Origin of the sequence: Methanosarcina acetivorans C2A (genome assembly GCF_000007345.1) — an archaeon.
GTDB lineage: Archaea > Halobacteriota > Methanosarcinia > Methanosarcinales > Methanosarcinaceae > Methanosarcina > Methanosarcina acetivorans.
The window spans coordinates 3,545,890-3,566,737 of sequence record NC_003552.1 but is presented as its reverse complement, the minus strand read 5'-3'; the positions used below and the strand labels follow the sequence as shown (position 1 = coordinate 3,566,737).

The 20,848-nt window shown below is 43.5% G+C and carries 16 protein-coding genes, 1 tRNA gene and 1 pseudogene; 7 read left to right on the top strand and 11 right to left on the bottom strand.

Going from position 1 to position 20,848, the window contains the following annotated elements; translation table 11 throughout:
* Positions 1-482: 482 nt before the first annotated feature.
* Entirely contained in the window at positions 483-1,040 is a 558-nt protein-coding gene (locus MA_RS14980; RefSeq protein WP_226990618.1) for an META domain-containing protein, read from the top strand.
* Between the two features lie 106 nt (positions 1,041-1,146).
* Here the strand turns inward: MA_RS14980 and MA_RS14975 are convergent, their stop codons facing one another.
* On the bottom strand, positions 1,147-1,518 hold the full coding sequence (locus MA_RS14975; RefSeq protein ID WP_011022804.1) for a DUF5316 family protein: 372 nt from the start codon (positions 1,516-1,518) through the stop codon (positions 1,147-1,149).
* Positions 1,519-1,806: 288 nt separating this feature from the next.
* On the opposite strand from MA_RS14975, the gene MA_RS14970 reads away from it, so the two are divergent.
* The 4 genes from MA_RS14970 to MA_RS14950 all read left to right on the top strand — a co-directional run bounded on the left by MA_RS14970 (position 1,807) and on the right by MA_RS14950 (position 5,414).
* Positions 1,807-2,589, top strand: a complete 783-nt coding sequence (locus MA_RS14970) for a sulfide-dependent adenosine diphosphate thiazole synthase (protein ID WP_011022803.1) — start codon at positions 1,807-1,809, stop codon at positions 2,587-2,589.
* A 215-nt stretch (positions 2,590-2,804) separates the two neighbouring features.
* A tRNA-His gene (locus MA_RS14960) sits at positions 2,805-2,877 on the top strand.
* Between the two features lie 218 nt (positions 2,878-3,095).
* On the top strand, positions 3,096-4,826 hold the full coding sequence (locus MA_RS14955; protein WP_011022802.1) for a radical SAM protein: 1,731 nt from the start codon (positions 3,096-3,098) through the stop codon (positions 4,824-4,826).
* 348 nt (positions 4,827-5,174) lie between these two features.
* On the top strand, positions 5,175-5,414 hold the full coding sequence (locus MA_RS14950) for a hypothetical protein (RefSeq protein ID WP_157860264.1): 240 nt from the start codon (positions 5,175-5,177) through the stop codon (positions 5,412-5,414).
* A gap of 93 nt (positions 5,415-5,507) precedes the next feature.
* Here the strand turns inward: MA_RS14950 and MA_RS28820 are convergent, their stop codons facing one another.
* From MA_RS28820 to MA_RS14940, 4 genes and pseudogenes are all read right to left on the bottom strand, one after another.
* Positions 5,508-6,104: a cation transporting ATPase C-terminal domain-containing protein gene (locus MA_RS28820; protein ID WP_052279182.1), complete on the bottom strand. Its 597-nt coding sequence runs from the start codon at positions 6,102-6,104 to the stop codon at positions 5,508-5,510.
* 56 nt (positions 6,105-6,160) lie between these two features.
* Positions 6,161-6,544: pseudogene (locus MA_RS28815) on the bottom strand (hypothetical protein).
* 207 nt (positions 6,545-6,751) lie between these two features.
* A complete protein-coding gene (locus MA_RS28810; RefSeq protein ID WP_248698110.1) occupies positions 6,752-6,928 on the bottom strand; it encodes a cation-transporting P-type ATPase in 177 nt (58 codons plus the stop codon).
* A 113-nt stretch (positions 6,929-7,041) separates the two neighbouring features.
* Positions 7,042-8,175 (bottom strand): hypothetical protein, encoded by a 1,134-nt coding sequence (locus tag MA_RS14940; protein ID WP_011022800.1) that lies wholly within the window; start codon positions 8,173-8,175, stop codon positions 7,042-7,044.
* A gap of 224 nt (positions 8,176-8,399) precedes the next feature.
* Here MA_RS14940 and MA_RS14935 point away from each other — a divergent pair, with 224 nt between their 5' ends.
* The gene (locus MA_RS14935; protein WP_342636673.1) at positions 8,400-9,614 is read left to right on the top strand and encodes an AI-2E family transporter; all 1,215 of its coding nucleotides are present in this window, start codon (positions 8,400-8,402) and stop codon (positions 9,612-9,614) included.
* A gap of 907 nt (positions 9,615-10,521) precedes the next feature.
* Positions 10,522-10,704, top strand: coding sequence for a hypothetical protein (locus MA_RS14930; protein WP_048065542.1), 183 nt, complete (start codon positions 10,522-10,524; stop codon positions 10,702-10,704).
* A gap of 1,081 nt (positions 10,705-11,785) precedes the next feature.
* Here the strand turns inward: MA_RS14930 and MA_RS14920 are convergent.
* From MA_RS14920 to MA_RS14895, 6 genes are all read right to left on the bottom strand, one after another.
* A complete protein-coding gene (locus MA_RS14920) occupies positions 11,786-14,368 on the bottom strand; it encodes a vWA domain-containing protein (protein ID WP_011022797.1) in 2,583 nt (860 codons plus the stop codon).
* Positions 14,365-16,248, bottom strand: a complete 1,884-nt coding sequence (locus MA_RS14915) for a vWA domain-containing protein (protein ID WP_048066418.1) — start codon at positions 16,246-16,248, stop codon at positions 14,365-14,367. Before MA_RS14915 ends, MA_RS14920 begins: the two co-directional genes overlap by 4 nt.
* 8 nt (positions 16,249-16,256) lie before the next feature.
* Entirely contained in the window at positions 16,257-17,138 is an 882-nt protein-coding gene (locus tag MA_RS14910) for a DUF58 domain-containing protein (RefSeq protein ID WP_048066417.1), read from the bottom strand.
* A 39-nt stretch (positions 17,139-17,177) separates the two neighbouring features.
* Positions 17,178-18,179 carry an AAA family ATPase gene (locus MA_RS14905; protein WP_048065541.1) on the bottom strand — a complete coding sequence of 334 codons (1,002 nt, stop codon included), beginning with the start codon at positions 18,177-18,179 and terminating at the stop codon, positions 17,178-17,180.
* Between the two features lie 168 nt (positions 18,180-18,347).
* Positions 18,348-19,226, bottom strand: a complete 879-nt coding sequence (locus MA_RS14900; protein ID WP_011022793.1) for a hypothetical protein — start codon at positions 19,224-19,226, stop codon at positions 18,348-18,350.
* An 877-nt stretch (positions 19,227-20,103) separates the two neighbouring features.
* A complete protein-coding gene (locus tag MA_RS14895) occupies positions 20,104-20,838 on the bottom strand; it encodes an ABC transporter ATP-binding protein (RefSeq protein WP_083755943.1) in 735 nt (244 codons plus the stop codon).
* Between the last annotated feature and the right edge of the window lie 10 nt (positions 20,839-20,848).

The window sequence follows — 20,848 nt, the reverse complement described above, 5'->3', positions numbered from 1 at the left end:
AAAGGTTGGTCTTGTGAATTAAAGAAGCATAGGAATCTGGCTTTCTGAACTTAGTTACTGAACTTTAATCTTTCATTTCCAAGCATCATGGATTGGACATCTTCATCCGTACATAGAATGCCTCACTTTGAAAAATTTCCTCCAATTGAAATAGGAAGTTTAAGAAAATATCTGATTAATATCTGATTATATTCTGCTCCTGCAACCAGAAAATTTTACCCGAAAAAAGCAGATTCTGAAATGTGAGAAAATACAGCATAGAACATATGGGCATGGTCGCAAGATCATGGTTTTAGAATTGTGAGATTACGATTTCTGACTTATAACTGTTATTTGTGGGTGAGTTATGTTTTAAATTTCTGCAAAATCGTTGAAGAACTGTTCAGATGACTGCAAATCAAACCGCAATTTAAACAAAGGATATATTTGAATGGCGCATCATTCCATATACTCAGTTTATATTGGGAATATCAATGGGGGATATGATGAAGCTGAAAATTGCATCAATTGGTTTGGTTTTGCTCCTTACTACGGGTGGGTTAGCCCTGTTCTCCTTCTCGCTCGGCTGCACTGAGCAAGAAGAGGCTCCTGCTGAACCGGCAGAGAATGCTATTGTTGAACCTACTATTGTTGAACCTGTAGAAAACACTACTCCGGAACTCGAATCAGTTTCTGTTGAGAATATGACCGGTATCGAATGGCAGTGGACCAGTTTTCAGAATTTTGACACGCCTGAGTACCAGATGATGGTACCTGATCCTGAGAACTATACGCTTGCCTTCTTCCCTGACGGCACGTATCATATCAAAGCCGACTGTAACAACGGCAGTGGGAACTACACCCTGGAAGGAAACAACTTAACCCTTGGCTCGGCTTCTATTACGCGTATGGCATGCGGGCCTTATTCTATGGACGGCGAATATATGTCGCTTTTACAGGGCGTCGGATCAGCAGCTCTGGAGGAGGAACAGCTTGTCCTTTATCCCGGAATCGAAGGTGACAAAATGTTCTTTACAAATGGAGGAGAGGCTGAGCAGTAAAGTTTGATATGAAAAATGGATTCGGTAGATTGAGGTTAGAAAAGTTGTAACGGCTTCAATGTGATTTTTTTACAATATGTTGGGGTTTTCAATTCGTGATAGCAAGTCACTGTAGTATGAATTCATAAGTAAGTACTGATATAGCGAGGTTGAATAGCCCAACAAAAAATAAATTTTTTGACAATCTGTTTTTCTCCTCGCGTTCTTCAAATTCATCCTCATAATTTGCCCTTACCCAGTCTCCACTAGCAAAAGAACCTGACAAAACTCCAGCCATAACAAAAAAAATCAAACCTGTTAAGCCTATGATGTCTATAATAAACCCGAGTTCTCCCTTCAGGAAGGCTGTAACAGCTGCAATAATAAAAATTCCCGCATCGATAAAAAGTAAACTCTTCACCCTTTCCACCGCTTCATTTATTTTGTGAGGCGGATATAATAATTTATTGGTGGGTTTTGCTCTCTCTGCGGGAAGCAAGTCATTTATTGTGAAAATAGTCGAGTATCCGGCACGCTTTCAGCAATTGCATGATCTGAATTTTTCTTTGCGAGATTCCTATATGTTGAGAAGAAACCTTTTGCGGAAGGACCTTTGAGAATTACTTTCTTTCTCCATCAGATTCCAACAACTTTAAAAGCAATGCCCGGTATCAAAATGTGAATTATTATGTTGCGGATCAGGGTTGACAATTCACTGATTGCTTTCTTAAAACGCCGGGCAGTTTTCCCCGGAATTTCAACCGTAGAAGCTTTATGAGAGATCAAAATGGAACTTGACGAAGTCATAATCACACGGGCAATATTTGATGAGTATTCCAAAACCTTCCTTGACTACACGGACATTGATGTAGCACTCGTAGGAGGGGGACCTGCAAACCTTGTGGCTGCAAAATACCTGGCCGAAGCCGGGGTAAAGGTCGCTTTGTATGAGCAGAAACTGTCCCTGGGCGGCGGCATGTGGGCAGGCGGGATGATGTTTCCCCGTATCGTCGTGCAGGAGGAAGCTACCCGCATCCTAGACGACTTCGGAATCAGGTATAAGGAGTACGAGTCCGGGTATTATGTGGCAAACTCCGTGGAATCCGTCGGGAAGCTGATCGCAGGGGCAACTTCGGCAGGGGCTGAGGTCTTTAACCTAGTGAGCTTTGAAGACATCATGATCCGGGAAAATGACAGGGTTACCGGCATAGTCATCAACTGGGGGCCTGTTACAACCCAGCGCCTGCATGTGGACCCGCTCATGATCCGCACAAAACTCGTAATCGATGGAACTGGCCATGAGGCAGTTGTCTGCAACACGATTCTCAGAAAAATCCCGAATGCAAAGATCGGGGAACTCGGACTGCTCGGAGAAAAACCGATGTGGTCTGAGGTCGGCGAGCGCCTGGCTGTGAATGCAACCCAGGAGATTTATCCCGGGCTGATTGTCGCGGGTATGGCTGCAAATGCCGCAACCCGTGCCCCGAGAATGGGTCCTGTCTTCGGAGGGATGCTCCTTTCCGGAGAAAAGGCTGCAAAACTCGCCCTTGACAGGCTTAAAACAATCTGAAACTTGCCTGAAGCCCGCAGAGACCTGCCAGAAACCTACCTCAAGCGCGCTTGAAATTAGCTGAGCTAATCTGAAGCGGGACTTTTATACTCAAACTGCCGAAAAGCAAAAAACTCCCGGCTTCCTGGAGAGTTCTCCTGCTTTTTCCGGCAAAAACTTTATATAAAAAAACTCCTTTTATAGGTTGCTTCAAACCCGAAGTATCAGACCCTGTGGCCGGGGTAGGGTAGAGGTCCATCCTGTGGCCCTGTGGAGGCTACGACCCGAGTTCGATTCTCGGTCCCGGCCCTAAATATTTTTTATCTTTTCTCTGGACTTATCTTCACTGACTTTTACTATTCTTCTGACTTTTACTATTCGTTTTGCTTGTATTCATTCCACCTGTATCCATTTTGCCTTTACGGGTTTAAATCACCTGTTTTATCAGGTTTCAATCCACCTTTAATTTAATATCCAACTGCATTCTATACTCCAATCTTCAGTTAAACAAGGAAACGAGAACTGATATGAAAGCACTCATCATAGACGGCTACGTGGATGAACCCGCCTGCCTCGGGGTTCCTCCTTATATCTCTCCCTACTCCCGGTACATAGCAGGAGCTCTGAGAGAGCGCGGGCTTTCCGAAAAAGAAATTCACTACCTCACAATCGATACCCTTCGGGAAAACCCTCCCGGAACCGGCGAGCTTATAGGAAAAGCCGCTCTTCTGGTCATTATTGCAGGCATGACCGTACCGGGAAAATACCTCCGGGCATCCCCTATCACGCTTGGTGAGATCGAGACTATTTTCCGGGTTGCGAACGGGGTAAAAATTATAGGCGGCCCTATCAGGCTCGGATTCAGCAACGAAGGAGGAAGGGCTGCAAAAGGGGCAGAAAGTGGGATCAACCTTGGAGAAGCAGTACTTGCAAAAATGGATCTCGAGGCTTTTGTTTACGATCTTTTTGAGGAAGGGGCTGGTGGGAGTGGAAGCGATAGCAGGGGGAGCCTTCCTACCGGGCTGAAAGCCCCGGAATCCGTTGACCACCGTTTCAGGACAACGGCAGAGATTGGACGCTGGGGTCCGAAGGGGGCTTTTTTGATCCGGCAGCACCCGGACTACCCATACTGCATGTGCGAGCTTGAAACCTACAGGGGTTGTGGCAGGCGTGTTCACTGCTCCTTCTGCACCGAACCATTTTATGGGGCTTCGGACTACAGGCCTGTAGAGGACGTTGTCGCCGAAGTCTCTGCACTTTATTCCAATGGAGCCCGCTATTTCAGGATAGGGAGGCAACCGGACCTTTTTTCTTACCACGGGGCCGATGCAGGAGGACCAGTCCCGAAACCCGTGCCTGAGGTTCTTGAAAGGCTTTACAAGGGAATCAGGAATTCCGCACCTGAACTTTCCGTGCTTCATATGGATAATGCAAATCCTATAACTCTTGCAACGTATCCCAAAGAGTCGGAGCAAATCCTGAAGACGATTATCAAATATCACACTTCCGGCGATGTAGCCGCCTTCGGCATGGAGACTGCCGACCCGAAGGTGTTTGCAGCAAACTCCCTCAAGGCGACTTCCGAAGAGGTTTTTGAGGCGATCAAACTGGTAAACAGGTTAGGGGCCGGGCGCGGGACAAACGGGCTACCGGAAATTCTCCCTGGTATCAATTTTGTGCACGGGCTGATGGGGGAGACTAAAAAAACCTTCCAGCTGAACTATGATTTCCTGCTTCAGGTGCTTAATTCTGGACTGTTGCTCCGCAGAATTAATATCCGGCAGGTTATGGCATTTCCCGGAACTCCGATATCCGGCAGGGATGAAGCTGCAAGGAAGCATAAGAAACTCTTTCTGGATTATAAGGAACAGGTCCGAAAGAATATTGACCTTCCAATGCTCCGAAGGGTCGTGCCGGAAGGAACGGTACTGAAGGATGTAATGTGCGAGGTGCACGGCAGGGGGATAACTTTTGGGAGACAGCTTGGTTCTTACCCTTTGCTTGTAGGAATCTCTGCCCTCATGCCTCTGCGGAAATTCACGGACATTACTGTCACAGGGCATGGAATGCGTTCGATTACCGGAATTCCCCACCCTTTGCCGGTAAACACTGCATCTCCTGCCCTTATCCGGGAGATTCCCGGGATCAGTAGAAGAGCGGCGGATTCCATAGCTTCTGGAGTTCCATATACCAGCAGGGAGGATTTTCTCAGGAGAGTAAGTGAGGGAGACAAGATCATTAGCTTTATCGAAATTTGATGCGCTAAAAGGGTCTGTGACTCTGACTCTGGATATTAGATTCTGAATCCGATGTTTTGAATCTAATATTCTAAATCCGATGCTTTAATCTAATATTTTGAATCCGACACTCTAAGTCTTCATTCTGAATCAGAATTATTCTTCTTTTTACTTCTTTTTCCGGTGTTCCATTCTTACTAATTTTTTTTATTCATCAGCTTCTGAAATCGTAAATTTTATTCAGGAATATCTATTTTCAGCCGGGTAACATTTTTAATTTCTGGAGCTTAAATCTCCAAATCTTTCAAATAAACAGCTATTTATTCAATCCCGAATCAATTATAAATGGGGTATTCAGGGAGGAGTTGCTTGATCAGAAGCGAAGAAAATATTTATAGAGTTAAACTTGCTTTTCAGTTGAGCTTTATTTTGTGGGTCATGCTTGGGATTCTCATGTTTTATGCTACTGTTGAGGCGCAGTCCCGGATGTTTGGAACATTTCTACTCCTTTGTTCGGTTATCCTTTTCACGCCTTTTCTGCCTGACGGCACCGACTATAAAGAAATCGAAAATCTGGAAGACTATAAGGAAGAGCCATTTGAAGCATGAGTTTACCCTGCAGGCAGCAAGGTTTTATTCCAGAATATTTTAAGGCTTTACTTTTTTATAAAAAATCCTCTTTGCTATTTCAGCTGTGATAATTTACAGCCCTATAATTGCTTCAATAATTAAAACGACTGAAAAGGGTAGTGGCTTGAAACTAAAGACGGCTGCTAATGGGGTTAGAGGGAACACTAAAGTAAGAGCTCCGATAAGCAGGGTAATTGTAAGCAGGTATTTTCCGGGTTTGCTCCTGAAGAACGGTTTTCTGCTTCGGATTACCATTACTATCATTGATGCTGAAATTACAGACTCAATAAACCATCCTGTTCTGAACTCTTCTGTCATTCCGGGTAGGAGAAGGAGCAGAGTGACAAAAGTGAGATAGTCGAATACCGAAAGTTTTTTGCGCACGAAATCATAAGGTATTTCGCCCAGTTTTCGGTACGCGGAAAGATCAAAACTATTTTGTGCAAGGATTACCCTGTCTATCGGGTTTTCGAAGCCTTTCTGATAATAGGCATTGAGACAGGCATAAAGGAGAACTTTTTCGCTGTGTTTTCCTTCCAGGTCCTGAAATGAATGAAGCTGCAATTCCCCTTCTGTCAGAGTGCCGGTTTTATCAGAGCGGAGCATGTTCATGCTGCCAAGATTTTCAATAGAGACGAGCCGCTTGACAATAACTTTCTTCTGTGCCATATCTCGTGCACCATGAGAGAGGTTGACACTGATAATCGCAGGCAGCAACTGAGGAGTCAATCCGACGGCAAGAGCAAGGGAAAAGAGAAAGGAGTCAGGATCGGGTGCTGGAGATATACATTAATTGTAAGAATTGCCGTCACCATCAGCATAGTAACTTCAATCCGTAAATGCCCGAACTGTGCAATCCCTTTTTCAAATTCGGTTTCCGGCGGCCTTAGTTTCAATTTTGCTGAAATCTTCCCGAATTCCGTTTCTTCCCAGGTAAAGATTGATACTGCTTTTCCACTCCCGCTGACCACACTTGTTCCCATTCAGAGAGAATTTGTATGTTTTCCGAGTGGAGTTTCTGCTTTCAGTATACCGGTTTCTTTTTCTACAGGAAAAGTCTCTCCCGTGAGAATGACTTCGCTGACAAAAAGATTCTTTGAGTCAAGAATCAGGCAGTCTGCAGGGACAGTATCTCCCGATTTAAAATGATTATAGCTCCGAGTACGATCTTTTCTACAGGGACTTCCTTTTCTTCACCATCTCTGAGCACTGCTGCTTTTATTTGCACTGTGACTAATAGCTTCTCAAAAGCATCTGAAGCCACTTTTCCTGCCAAAATCCAAGCAGGCTACTGATAAAAATGATAGTTACGATAATTATCGTATCCATCCGGTCATGCAGGAAAAAAACATTCCGGATGCAAAATGGAGAATAAGGGAAATTGGGTTTTTGAACTGGGAAAAAAGGATTTTCAGAGCACCTGACCGTTTTTTTGGCTTTAAAATATTCTCCCCATATATTTTAAGGCGTTTAATGCTTTCGGAACCTTTCAGACCTTCGGTTCCTGTCTGGAGTTCCTGTAATATCTCAGATACAGGAACAATCCAGAACGCGAGCTCTCCCTTTATATACCAAAAATAAAGCTACTTATTCCCGGTTTAGTTTTTCAGGCTTCGGAAACTCCAAGGATTCTGGCAAGCTCCGTGCCCTCGCTCCCTATGGATGAAAGTTCACCTGAAGCTTCAGACTTCGAAATGTATTTTTCGGTCCGTACGCTCCCTGGCTCCTCCATCTTAATTGTCACCTCCCCTTTGGTATACCCTCTTTCAATGCATTCCCTTACGAGCTTCCCGTATATGCCGGCTATAATCTTCAGGCAGTCAAACACGGTGTTCTCTTCAACAGCATTTTTCCCGTCCAGCAGGACCTTCTTGAGTCTTCTGAATTCGACGGATTTTGTAAAAAACTCCTTGAGCTTGCCCATAAACATATAGAGAGCTTCGTTATCTATGAGAGCGGCCAGTTTTTCGTCTCCTGTTATATCATGGTCTCCATGCATGATCAGCAGCGCCTTCTCATCTGCAGAGATTTTGAACATGTGCTCTGCATCTTTGTCTTGAAGCACTGTTCGAACATTGTTTTCCTCGTACTCGATGCTCATAATATGGAAACCGGATACATCCATTTTCTTTGCTTTCTCTTCTCTGGACAGGATGCCGCTCTTTGCCCACACGGGCAGGGTAAGTTCCCGAAAGTCCTCAACTTTCAGGGAATCATGAACAAAATGCAGTTCAAACTCGTACTGTATACCGTTAACTGAACTGACCTGTCTTCCTTTCATTTCTTTGGCTTCAACTGAAGCGTAATAGGCATTCTCAGCTCTGTAGATGCTCGTTTCAAAAAAGGGGCCGAGGGTTGTGAGTATCTGGGTTTCAAGCTGCTGCAATTCCATAAGTGCTTGTCTGTTTTGCCTGTCAATATCTTCAAGTCTTTCATTCTTTTTTAACAGAGCTGCCGTTGAAGCGGCCTCAATTGTTTTTTCTTTGATCTCAAGAATCTCCGCGGATTCGATTCCCTGCGTACGTTCTTCGATATAACTGGTAACGTCTTTCTGGAACCTGTCTATCTCCTCAAGCTTTTCCTGAGAGATTGCCGTCTCTTCCTTAGTCCCCTGCTTTATTCCTATAATTGATCTTTCTAGAGTTATGGCTTCTTTTGAAATCCTTATGAAGTCCTGCAGATCCTGGATAAAATCCCTCTGGACAGGAAGTTCTGTGGAGTCCTGAAAGGTATATCTCATTTTGAATTCCTCCCCTGTAGCATGAAGTGTCTTTTGGTAAAGTATGTTTTTCTCTTTTTAATTTTTGTTTTTAATTTTTGTTTTTCCCAACTAAATTTTAATTGGCGAATTTGATCTGCTCAAGTTTTTTCTCATTATTTCTATCAATATTTCTCTCAAATATACTCCAATAATCTCAGAATAACAAATTTAATCTTTTCATAGAGATAAGTTTATTTATATTGATGGCAAGTTATTTATCTACTCCCTCAGTATCTTATTCTATGAAAAGTTATGATCCTGTTAAGGTTCTCTATACAGTCATAATTTCACTGGTGTCTTTATATACTTTATATATTACCTCCGCTTTTTTTTATGTTCTTATTCTCAGTGCGCTTTTTGCTTACATTATTCATCCTGTGTACTTCTTTTGCATCAGGTTCGTAAAGAGCAAGCAGATCTGTGCCCTGATCCCGCTTGGTACAATCTTTCTTATTACATTGGCTTCCGGTGTTATGATAGTGAAGGCTTTGATGAATGAGATTTCAAGAATTTTGGAAATTCCCAATACCATTAACGGGTTTGCAAATATGGATCTAAGGCGGATAGTAGGGCTTTTTGAGCCTCTTATTCAGACCCATCCCGGGAAACTGACTGAAAGCATCGGCGCATACTTAAATTCCCTGGTCACGGATTACGTACCCCAAATTCAAAATAATATCTTCCAGATATCAACAGGCCTTTCTATCCTGATTATAGAGCTGATCGTAATCGTTGTCCTGACCTATTACCTGCTTGTAGAAAGCGAAACTATTGCAACCGAACTCCCAAATCTCTTTCCGGACAGGAAAGTGGGGGTCGTATTTCTCGGGGAGCTCAATTACATTTACCAGAACCTCTTCATAGTTTATTTCCTGACCTGCCTCATTACCGGCATAATCGGGGGAGTCCTTTACTGGGCCCTCGGAGTGCCCTATTCACTAATCTGGGGAATTCTAACTTTCATAATGGCTCTCCTGCCGGTTGTAGGTGCAGGCACGGTCTACGGTCTACTTGCCCTTTACTATGTCCTCATAGATGACTTTTTTACGGCAGGAGCTTTGATTTTCCTGGGAATTGTCTTCCTGAGCATTATCCCTGACTTTATCATGAGACCAAGATTTGCCAGAAACAGGGCTGCCATCCATCCGGCAATTACTCTTGTCGCCTTTGCAGCTCCGGTCTTTGTTCTCGGCCCGATAGGGATCATTATAGGCCCGCTCACCTACGGATTTTTACTTGCAGCCTTCAGAACCAGAAAAATACTCGGGACTTCCTCCGCCCAGACAGAGAGTTCAGCTGCAGGTTCACCTGAAGATTTGGTTGGGAGCCAGAGAGAAAAATCAGATGAGTCGCCGGTTGGAAGGTCCGTTGAAAGGCCGGTTAAGGCTTCCGGGGAACGTTCTCGGTCCGGAAATTAAGCTCTGGAAGGGTAAAAGAAAAAGCTGTAAGGAAGCTGGAGAGATAAATCCAATATCTTTCCAATTTTTACTAATATTCCATTTCCAGTTTTACTGACATGCCATTAATATATCAGGCTGGAAGGCATATTAAAAGCTCTCCTTTCTAAAAAAGTTCTCTGCGTGACCGTTTCAAAGTTTTCCCCGTCATCAATTTGCGCTAGATATCGTAGAAGGATATGGGATTCTCCAAATTTTCGAAATGATAAGAAGCTTGAATTATCAAAAAAGTGCCAAATAACCGGAAAACTTCTGAATAATCAAAAAGGTCTCGTTAATAAAGGTCTAAGTAATCAAAAAAGTCCTGAATTACTATTTTTGTGAAGAAAAGATTGCGTTAAGAAAAGACTGAGTTAAGAAAAATTGCGTTCTCACCTGAATCCTGGAAGTTCCGAATGTTATAAGAGATGCTATTTATTTGGGAAGATTTTTGAGGTAATTGACTCATAGGCAGTGAGTTTTATACTATTTCTTTACTTGTGGGGTAGTTTTTTCGGAGTGGATATTGAAGTAGGTTTTTTGAATAGGTGTTTGCTAGTTTGGCGTTACGGTGAGAACGCAATTTATACTATGCACCCACTGTATTTAATATTTTCAACAACTAATATAATTTTATCCGTATATCTATTAGTTTATAGGTATAACATTATATTACAAGTTTAATCACAGTACCTGTTTTAATCGTGTACAGGATCCGCTCCCCATCAGGGGTGATCTGTAGGAATATATTTATTTGGATTTTTAAAAACAATATATACTACTTTATCTAATTCTTAGCTAAGATATTAATTTTTAATGAATTTTTAGTTTTAGTATCGTTTCCGAAATCTGAGTAGGAAAAGGTATAACAAAACGTAATTTCATTTTCGTGCTTGTTGCCTGGATACTGATCACAACAAGCTGTGCTGATGTCGTGCCTGAGGGTACTGTAATAAAGGACGGCGTACTGACATATCCTGCAAGACATTACCTCACGGAAGACCTTCTTCTATTAGACCTTGAAAGTTACGGGGACAATAACAATCCAAACATCATGCACTTCTACAAATAAAATCTATTCTGAAAAGGAATTCATGTGTTTTGCTTACTATAGCGGGAATATTCTTCTCTGGATTCTTCTCTGGACCCTTCTCTGGACCCCGGATGCTTGCAAGCTCTGGATTTACCCTTCCAATATTCTTTCTATTTATTTTTGCCGTATTGTGGACATACTGCAGCTCGATTTTGCTTTTCTTTGCTGTTCTGCGGCCCCGTCTCTCAACCCGATAACTTTATCCACCTCGTTAAATGCCACTTCTCACTAACCGTTGCAACTGTTGTCTGTAAGCGGATAGTCTGGTTTTCATTCAATTCTACTCAAAATCTTTTTAGCCTTCAACAGGGATTCAAATGGGATATTAAACGAATTTCTAAAACATCTGTTCCGTATTCCTGAAGGAAATAAAAATTATGAGCATCGGACGCCGGCAAAATAGGAACGGACGCATGCACCGGGTTTTATTAGAATTAATTCTCCTGACTGATTGTAAACATTGAAATCCCTATGAAAGGAGTACGAAAAGGGATGCGAAAAGAATTTTAAAAATCAGTTTTGTTTTTAAAATGAGTTTGCGTTCCCATCTAAAAATATCTGGAAGTTCCGAACGGTACTAAGAGATTTTTTTGGGAAGAGGTTTGAGGTATTTGAGTTTTGGGTTGAGAATTTCGTATTCGTCTCTTTATTGTGGAGTAGGTTTTGAAGTAGGTGTTTGTGGGGTGTTTGATGAGAACGCAATTTATACTATGCATTTCTCATATATAATATTTTTAATACTTAATATTATTTTATTGCTCTATTCCTCAGCTCATCTTTCTAATTTTAGTTAATTGGTTTTATATTATATCATTAAACTAATATATCTTCATATCCGGCATAATTTTTCCCACATATACAGTGTCTCTAATTACTGTTTGCCGCTAATTACTATTTGTCCCTTATTTCGGTTTTTTCTTCATTGTAGTTTGTCTCTTGTCCAAGACGGTCCCGAACTGCGGGTCAATCACATCCCTTAATTTACTGCATTCTGGCCGTATTACAGTTTTATCATAATCCCTGGATTTGCCGGTTCTTATGGATCAATTTATTTTTACGGTCATTTCATCCGGGTATTGTATGTATGGTGCAGGGTATACAGCAGGTATATAAGAAAAGCAAGGGCAAGGAAATATTTTGTATAAAAGACCTTAGTCAGGATTTTTTTCTCTGTACTGGTTGAAGCGTCTTCCAGTATCTTTGAGTAGATATCTCCTTTTGTGTAGATTTTCCCGCCGTTTTCAAGTATTGCTGTCCTGAAAAGAGTGTTTTCACCGATATACGTATATTCGTCAGGGCGGTTTACGGCAGCAGGTCTCCAGGATGCATTCTCAGTTCCTGAAGCTTCGGGCAGCAATTCCTCGGTCAGGTTTGCTTCAACAGGGGTTTCGGAGATTTTGTGAAGCCCGAAGGTGTCAGCTGTGACGTACGATTCGTACATGTTATTCCCTATGGAGGTTATTTCCATTGGCTTTTTGTCAAAATAAAGTTCAGGAGTGCCTTCTTTTCCGGTTGTGATCAGGATTCTGCCCGGCTGGCCCATTTTAAGGTCCGGTATCTTTAGCTGGATCTCTTCGGACATTTCGGTATCAGCAACCGCCCAATTCAGGGTTCTTGTAATTATAAGGCTGTCATTTCCCGAATACAGGAATGCCGCCCAGGGAGCCCCGTTTCCTTCCCCATTATCGGTTGTAATTGCAGCAACACGTCCGAGCCCAAGCCTCCAGGTCGTAATTATCGGTTTTCCGAGCCGTGTTATCACCAGGCGGTTTGCTTCAGGCTTCGGGGTGACCTCATTATACCCCAGAATATCATGGTTTATGTCGGAAATGTTTTGAGTAATGAAATGTTTAGGGTCGTAAACCACGATTGACCCGCTCGAATATTCATCATCCCGGTCTTCGGATTCTTCAGGATTTTCGGAGAAGCTTACCTCGACCCTCTCGCCGGGTTTCAGCCTCTCGTAGTTTTCTGACAGGCCTATTTTATTCATAAAAAGCTCGGCATAATACTGACCTTTAGAGGTAACCTTGAGCTCGTCAATTTTCGGAGTGTATATATGGACAAAGTGGATGTCAATACCGCTACCTTCATGAAGGTTTTCCGCACACTGGACTGCTCGCTCAAACCTGAGGTCACCTTCAACCGCATTCCCAATCCCGCCGTCAGATACGATTATAATTTCAGCTTCGGCACTGCTGTTCTGTGCTTTAAGCAGGTTGTGTGCGGTTAATAGTCCTCTCTCAAGAGAAGTTGATCGCCCTGAAGGTTGAATTTCACGAATTTTGGTTTCAAGCCATAATCTATTCGATTCTTTTGACATATCCACGAATCCGTCCGTGATGTCCATTCCCCTGCTTCCGAAGGTGATCACATCGACTCTTGAATCTTTGAGGAGGTCGCTTTCAAGAAGGACGATCGCATTGGACAAAATATCATCTAAAACACGCCCTCCAATCCCGTTCGCATCCATAGCGCTTGGCGAAACATCAAGCATCAGGACAATGTTTCTGCCTCCTCTCCAGTTTGAAGGCTCTGAGGTTACAGGAAGGAGTTCCTCAAACCCGGTATTCTGGTATGTTTTTTCTTCAGGGAAATCAAATGAAGAGTCTCCTCCAACCACTACCAGGCCCCCTCCGTTAGTGACGTAATTCCTGAGGGTTCTGGTTTCTTCCTCCGAAATCGTTGATGCAGCCTGGTTATCCATTACAACGGCGTCCGTGCCGTTAAGGGAGCCGAATGATTTTGTCACTCTTACATCGTAGATCTCTTTCATCGTGTTTGCAAGAGGAGAGTCGGGTTCATTTGAAATAAGCAGAATCTTTGGCTTGGGGGTTACGTATATACTTTTCATATACTGGTTATTGTTCTCGAAATAATCCAGGTTTTTTACGCTGATACTTGCCGGGTGCAGGGTTGCCTTTACGGTGTGAGGGCCGAGCGTCTCAAATGTGTGGTTGAACTCTATGCTTTCTATTCTTCCGGTCTGGGTTATTTCCCGCTCAAGAACCTTCCGGTGGTCAACGGTAATCCTTACCTGGTAACTCATTTTTTCTTCAGTTGCCTTTCGGACATTAACTTTATAATAAGCCTCATTATCGATTACAGCCTCATTATCACCCTCAATCTCCACGCTGAGGTCCTCTTTTTCGGTTTTGGGGATAAGGGCTGCTACCGGAAAATTATTTTTGTAACAATAAGACAGGGCTTCTTCAACCGGAGTCCCTGAATTGCTCTGCCCGTCCGAGACCGCAAGCACGTAGGTTTCGGGGGAAGCCTGCTGAATGATGGCGTCACCAAGAGAAGTATGTATCCCTGAAACCGTTGTTACTGTTACCGGGACGCTGGTTCCGAGTTTTTCTGAAATTTCCCCGGCGACCCCTTTCTGTAGCAGGTCCATGCTTACGGTCTCATCGGAAATTATGGTTATCCCGGTCTGGTTGGTTTTAGGAGTGCCTATTTCTGCAGAGTAAGGGGCTGCAAGAGCCAGGATCAGGAGGAAGACAACAAGGGCATGGACGAACAGGTGTTTTTTATCGACCTTTTTCCAGAGTCCTAATAGCACAAAAACGGCCAGAGGGACAAAGAGCAGCAATTCGCTGCCGTGTAAAAAATCAAAATTAAAAGGGAGATTGAAGGTCATATGATCCTCCTCCTGAACATGACTGCGTTTTCAATTATGAGGAGCAGCAGTAAAGCGTAGATAAGGTACTTCCGGAGTTTGTCAGGAAACTTTGTACGGAGTTCCAGCTTCTTGATTTCTCCGTTTTCACCTGTCAGGTTCAGTCTTTTTTCCGTAAAGGTATTCGATTCCATGGAATCGTAGAGGTTAGCAGCAACGGTCTTCTGGTTCAGGCTGTACAGCCCGCACTCGTCATAATAGACGAAACTGCTGCTGATCGTCTCGGTCGGAGTTTTTATCAGGACATCCTGGTCAAATGCCTGGTACCGGCCCGTATTCACGTTTGTTTCACTGATGTCTCCGACTCCCCACATATATCTGAGCAGTTTTACCCAGAACACAGGGTAGGTCGGGGTAGTGGCAAAATTGTTCCAGGCATCTTTTCCTGTAGTATCACTGAACCCTACATAGGTCACGGTCCCGTTTTTTATACTCTGCATGCTGACCAGAGGCCCTGTTCCCTTTACCTCTGCAAGGACCGAAGCCCCTTCTTTCGGGGTGGTGACGAGGAACCGGCGCAGGTATACCTCACCGAACGTAACGTCTTCAAAAATATTTTTTCCGCTCCCCACGGTCTCGATGGTGTGGCTACCTTCATCTTCTACTGAAATTATGTTTACCGGCAGGACGGAATAAAGCCCGTGCATAGGTAAGGAATCGTACAGGCACTCATTTCCTATTACTATCAGGTCCTTTCCGCTTTTTGCATAAGCTACGATTTCCAGGACATCGAGGGCCGGGAGAGATTTCTCTTTAGAGTTTACGATAATGGTATCATATTCCGTAACATTATCAGGCAGGGACTGCCGGACCTCAAGGTGAATGTCGGGCAGGAGGGATATCGCTGTTATCAGGGGAGATTTCCCGGCATTTTCCTCAGGGTCTGTCAAGACCAGAACTTTTTTGGGTTTGACTTCAGGAATTGAAATGTAAGCAATATTGTCGCAGGGTATTGCATCCTCATTGAGGATTCTCACAGTTGATGCGCCCTGGGGAATATTTGAAAACTTTATCTGTTGCGCTCCGAGCCCTTCAAGCTGTACCGAACTGCTCACCTCTGTGCCGGAGGAGTCAGTCCCACTCTCCAGTTGAACTTCAAGGTCTGCACTTTCATTGTTGAAATTTTTGACAGTACAGGTATATTCATATGTCCCGTCGTTTCTGTCTTTTAAGTAACCGTCCACAATTGCGTAATTGGCAGTTTTATCGCCAACCTGTCTGAACTCAAGCTCCATGTTTTTCGTGTTTGCAATCCGGATGTAGGTTTCAGGTGTCCTTCCTGCCCAATTTTCAAAATCGGATATAACCACGACTTTTCCGTTTTCGTTCTCTTTCTCGTTTACAACGGTTAAAATCGCTTTGGGAATGTCTGCCGGAGTGTTTCTCATCTCCAGGCTGTCGATCACTCCTTTTGCATCATCCGCATCCAGCGCTTTTGCAAGCACCACAGGAATACTTTCAGCTGTGATAATCGTATTTTCTTCGGCAAGGCTGTCTATTGCAATCGCCTTTGCGGCATCAACCCTATCCCGGGCTGTCATGCTTGCAGACGAGTCTATAATAATTATTACCTTTTCAGAATCTGCTTTTACTTCTTCGAGGAGGGGCCCTGCAATTGCTGTCGAGAGAAGAATAAGGGCCAGCAACTGTATGAAAAAAAGAGGGTCTGTTATTTTCGTACTGATGGTGCGCCGCGAATCAAGCACATTCTGGCTTATCCTCCGGACAAACATCAGGGAAGGCAGAATAACATTTTTTGGGCGGGGCTTGAGCAGGTATATTATCGTAAGGGGAATTATGCCTGCAAGTGCAGCCAGCCCCTGAGAAAATTCAAAGTCCATGGGCAGGATCACCCTTCACCTATAATTCTTAGAACGGTATCAAACGGCTGGTTTTCTATGCTGACACGGAAGTAAGGGATTTTAAAATCGTAGGCAATTTTTTCCAGTTCGGCTACATGCTTTGCGTATTCGGCAGCGTATTCTTCTTTGAAGTTGGGGCCCACCGTAAAACTGATTTCTTCGTTTGTCTCGCTGTCAATAAATTTTACTGATCCATCCACGGTTTCAGGCAGGTTCATTTCGGTCTCATCATAAACATGTACAAGCACAAGCTCGTGTCTGGACAGCCTGTTAACGGCATTCCGGACCGATTCGATGCTATCCAGAAAGTCTGAAATTATAAGCACCATTGATTTCGTTTTTATCCTTGGATATATGGAGTCGGCGCAATCTGCAAGCTTTGTGTCTCCACTGACCGAAATCCGGGTCAGGGAGTCTATTGTCCGCAGGAAGTCGTCCCTTCCTTTATGAGCTTTTGTGTACTCCACGCCGTCTGCAAACGTTGCAACCGTATACACATCGTTATGTTTCATTACGATGTAAGAAACACCTGCAGCTATTGTCGACGCATACTCGAACTTGTTCGGCGTGCTTTCAGGAAAGAGCATGCTGCCACTGGCATCAAGCAGGATGACCATGTTGAGGTTTTTGTCTTCTTCGAACCTGCGGATATAGAGCTTTTCCGTACGGGCATAGAGGTTCCAGTCTATTTTTTTTAACGAGTCTCCAGGATTGTATTTTCTGTGATCTATGAGTTCAAGCCCTGCCCCCATCCTGGTAGACTGGTGACTGCCCGTGTGAATTGCGGAAACTCTCCTGCTGAGGGGGATCTCATATCTATCGAGCTGGGTCAGGAATGATGTATCGATTCTGTGTTTTGCGCCAGTCATTATGATCATCGCCTCCAGCCTTTTTTTCCGCAGGCCGGGTCAGATAATTGTTTTTCTGCTTTCCAGGATTTTTTCTATGATTTTATCGCTCGTGATGTTACTCCTTGCAGCATCAAAAGATAGAATTATCCTGTGGCGGAGGACCGGAAGGGCCATGGAGTCAATGTCCTCTTTATCGACGTATCCCCTGCCGTCGAGAAACGCGTTTGCCTTTGCGCAGAGAATCAGGGCAATTGAAGCCCTTGGGGATGCCCCTGCTTCTATCATCTCAGGCATATTCCGGGTCTGGTTCACGATATCGATTGCATATTTCTTGAGTTTGTTTGAGATAGGGATTCTGCGGGTAATCTGTTGCAGTTCAAGAAAAGTATTTTTTTCTATACATCTCCGCACCGAAGGCCTGAGTGCCTCAGCGTAACGGTTTACAATCTCAAACTCTTCTTCGGAATCCGGGTAACCCAGACGGATCTTCATTAAAAACCTGTCAAGCTGGGCTTCGGGAAGGGTATAAGTACCTTCCATTTCTATAGGGTTCTGGGTTGCAAGGATAAAGAAAGGCCTGTCCAGTGGATATGTCGTGCTTGCAATTGTCACCTGTTTTTCCTGCATGGCTTCAAGCAGGGCGGACTGGGTCTTCGGGGAAGCGCGGTTGATTTCATCTGCGAGCACGATATTTGCAAAAACAGGACCTTGCTTGAACCTGAAACGTTTTGAGCCTCTTTCGTCTTCTTCGATAATGTCGGTCCCGGTGATATCCGCAGGCATAAGGTCAGGTGTACACTGTATCCTGCTGAACTTCATGCTCATGATCTGGGAAATTGTGGAAATCGTAAGGGTCTTGCCAAGCCCGGGATTGCTTTCAACGAGGACATGCCCTTCACACAGCATGGCTATTATGATCTGGCGAACCATTTCTTTCTGGCCGACGATAGCATTGCCGATTTCTCTGAAAATAACCTCGAAAATCTTGGGGGCTTTTTCATAGGTAGGCTTTAAGTTAAGTTCAGAATCTTCAAGCTGGATTTCCTGTAGCTCTATCATATTGAAACTCCGTTGTTTTTTCATAAATCTGGCATTTGCTGCAAATTCGGGCACTTCTGCTGCTTTACGGGCTTTTTGCTTTCTCTTATCTTCTGATTTCTATAATTTCTTCGCTGTAATTTTTTCATTGAAAATAATTGATTCAGGGGAAGATTCGGGGGGACAGATTCAGGATGAAAGTGCTTCAAAATATTGTTTGATCAAAGGCTCATATTCTTCCGGCAGGTTTTCCGAGTAGGTTTGACTCTGCCTGAATTCATCTTCCAGGTTGTCTACACTCTCGTTGAAATTCTTATCAGTATCCGCATCGACCTGGCTTGTGAACCCGAGGCCCAGGCTCGGGTTGATTTTCATTTCAACCTTATCTCCATTTTTTATGATGACAGCTTCTACCCTGTACCTGGAATCCGGGGCAACCTCCTCTTTTTCCTCGTAAGCTGCTCTGGCATTCAGGTCAGACATGTTGTCCAGGAGATCATCGATTAGCTGGCTGGGGGATACATCAAAGCTGAAGCCCTCATGGATGCAGAAGGTGACAGCTCCAGCTGCCAGCAAAAATATTACAAACGACCTGAAAATCTGGTTTTTCGGAATTATTTTTTTTATTTTGATCCCGCTGAGCTGGATGTGCACATCCTCAAGCAGTTTCTTTGTAACTATGTTGATATTCTGGCTGTTATCATATGCCGTTGCAAGCCTTGTTTTCAGTTCCGGAAAGCCGGTTTCAATGAGAGTTATCAAGTTAAACTTATTTCTTCTGTCAAGTAACCTGTGAATCAAACCGAAAAGAAGAGTCAACACCAGTGCCCCTGCCGCCATTAACCCGAGGTTAAACCAGTAAGTGTTCATGTATGTCTGGATCTTACTCAATTTCTCCACTTCGGGAATATAATAAGCCAGCTCGTACAGGTTAAACAGGATCATTAATAAAAACAAAATAGAAAATTTTCCGGCTGTTTGGAAAAAACCGAGGGTACGATACGACCACATCAGATATTTTTTATATTTTTCCAGAAGAGGCACTACAAGCATATAATCGCAAACCACAGTTGTAATTTATAGTAATTATATTGTAAATGTTACTAATAAAACTTTTCTAATATTTTAATAAACAATCGGACAAATCTTGCCCTAATAAAGTGACCATCACCCGCCTAATACAAAGGTAACTATTTCGGATAACATCCCAGCAAATCCCCCTTTGAATTCCTATTATATCCTATATACCCAAAAAACTATATAATTCTATGAGAAGCATATTTTTTATGCCGTCTTTTGTATTACATCTTCAGGAAATAATCCCTGATAAAGAAAATAATATCTGATTTCTGTGCCGCAACTTCCGGAAGCAACTTCCGGGAAATACTTTCTCTTATTTCTTCTCAAGCCCTGAAAAATACTTTTAAGATCATACAATGTTCCCTGCCAGCCTTTCTGGCAGCCTGTCGAAATATGAAATAAGCAGTGGTAGAAAGAAAAAAGCCCTGAGTAGGAAAATTTTGAAATTTAAAAAAGAGTATTTTTTAAATCGAATTTAACTTTCCTTGTTTACACCTTGCCTGTTTTTCGGTTCCATTCACTTGTTTTTCTTGCTATTTTCCTGTTTTTTTCCGTTTATTTCTTATTCGCTTCTTCGTAAATTTCACTTCTGGATTTTACTTCTGGTCTGTTTTTCTTCTTTTTTGTCTTCTTGAGGAAGACCACTCTCCTGTGTCTATTTACTTTATCATGCTTTTAAGTTAGTCCTCTTGAGTGTAGATCCACTTATTAACCCATAAATAGTCTGCTTGAGCGGAGCGAAACAGACTGCGTACTCCCGAGGCGCAATTCGGGCGGCCCAGCTATGTTGGTGAAATCGGGTGAGCAGTTAAAGTCAACAGCGGTTTAAGTAAAACAGTGGTTTAAGTTCAATAGCATTTTAAGTTTAAGCTCGCTTTTCCACGACCCCGTCTTTTAACCTGATCACCCTGTCAGCGTATGCAGCGTGCCATTCTTCATGCGTGACCATTACGATCGTCTGGCCTTTTTCCGTATTGAACTTCTTGAAAAGGTCGAGCACTTCTCTTGAGGTTTGAGAGTCCAGGTTCGCGCAGGGTTCGTCTGCGAACAGAACTCTTGGGGAATGGGCAAGGGCGCGGGCAATAGAGACTCGCTGCTGCTGGCCGCCACTCATTTTTGAGGGAAGCTGATGCAGGCGGTCTCCAAGGCCGACGGCTTTGAGGATTTCTGCTGCTGCTGATTCGCATTCTTCTTTTGTTTTGCCCTGCATCATGAGGGAAATATAGACATTTTCGGAGGCATCAAGTTCTGGCAGGAGGGCATAGTCCTGAAAAACATAGCCCAGGTTATGGAGGCGGAATTTGCCTTTTTCTTTGTCGGACATGCTGGAAGTGTCGGTTTCGTCTATAACGACTTTTCCTGAGGTAGGGGTATCGAGAAGTCCCAGCTGGTTTAAGAGAGTGGTTTTTCCGGAACCGCTGGGACCCATGATTGCAACGAACTCTCCTCTCCTGATTTTTACATTTACTCCCCGGAGCGCCCTTACCTGTACCTCTCCCATTTTGAAGGTCCGGACTATTTCTATTCCTTCAATAATTATGTCGCCATTCTTTTCGGGAGCTGTTTCCATTTCAAGTTCAGGCTTCCTTTCATTTTCCATTTTTGTCACC

Coding starts and splice junctions, on each gene's coding strand:
- MA_RS14980 (WP_226990618.1), top strand. CDS start 483: ATGATGAAGCTGAAAATTGCATCAATTGGTTTGGTTTTGCTCCTTACT.
- MA_RS14970 (WP_011022803.1), top strand. CDS start 1,807: ATGGAACTTGACGAAGTCATAATCACACGGGCAATATTTGATGAGTAT.
- MA_RS14955 (WP_011022802.1), top strand. CDS start 3,096: ATGAAAGCACTCATCATAGACGGCTACGTGGATGAACCCGCCTGCCTC.
- MA_RS28820 (WP_052279182.1), bottom strand. CDS start 6,104: ATGGCACAGAAGAAAGTTATTGTCAAGCGGCTCGTCTCTATTGAAAAT.
- MA_RS14940 (WP_011022800.1), bottom strand. CDS start 8,175: ATGAGATATACCTTTCAGGACTCCACAGAACTTCCTGTCCAGAGGGAT.
- MA_RS14935 (WP_342636673.1), top strand. CDS start 8,400: ATGGCAAGTTATTTATCTACTCCCTCAGTATCTTATTCTATGAAAAGT.
- MA_RS14920 (WP_011022797.1), bottom strand. CDS start 14,368: ATGACCTTCAATCTCCCTTTTAATTTTGATTTTTTACACGGCAGCGAA.
- MA_RS14915 (WP_048066418.1), bottom strand. CDS start 16,248: ATGGACTTTGAATTTTCTCAGGGGCTGGCTGCACTTGCAGGCATAATT.
- MA_RS14910 (WP_048066417.1), bottom strand. CDS start 17,138: ATGACTGGCGCAAAACACAGAATCGATACATCATTCCTGACCCAGCTC.
- MA_RS14905 (WP_048065541.1), bottom strand. CDS start 18,179: ATGATAGAGCTACAGGAAATCCAGCTTGAAGATTCTGAACTTAACTTA.
- MA_RS14895 (WP_083755943.1), bottom strand. CDS start 20,838: ATGGAAAATGAAAGGAAGCCTGAACTTGAAATGGAAACAGCTCCCGAA.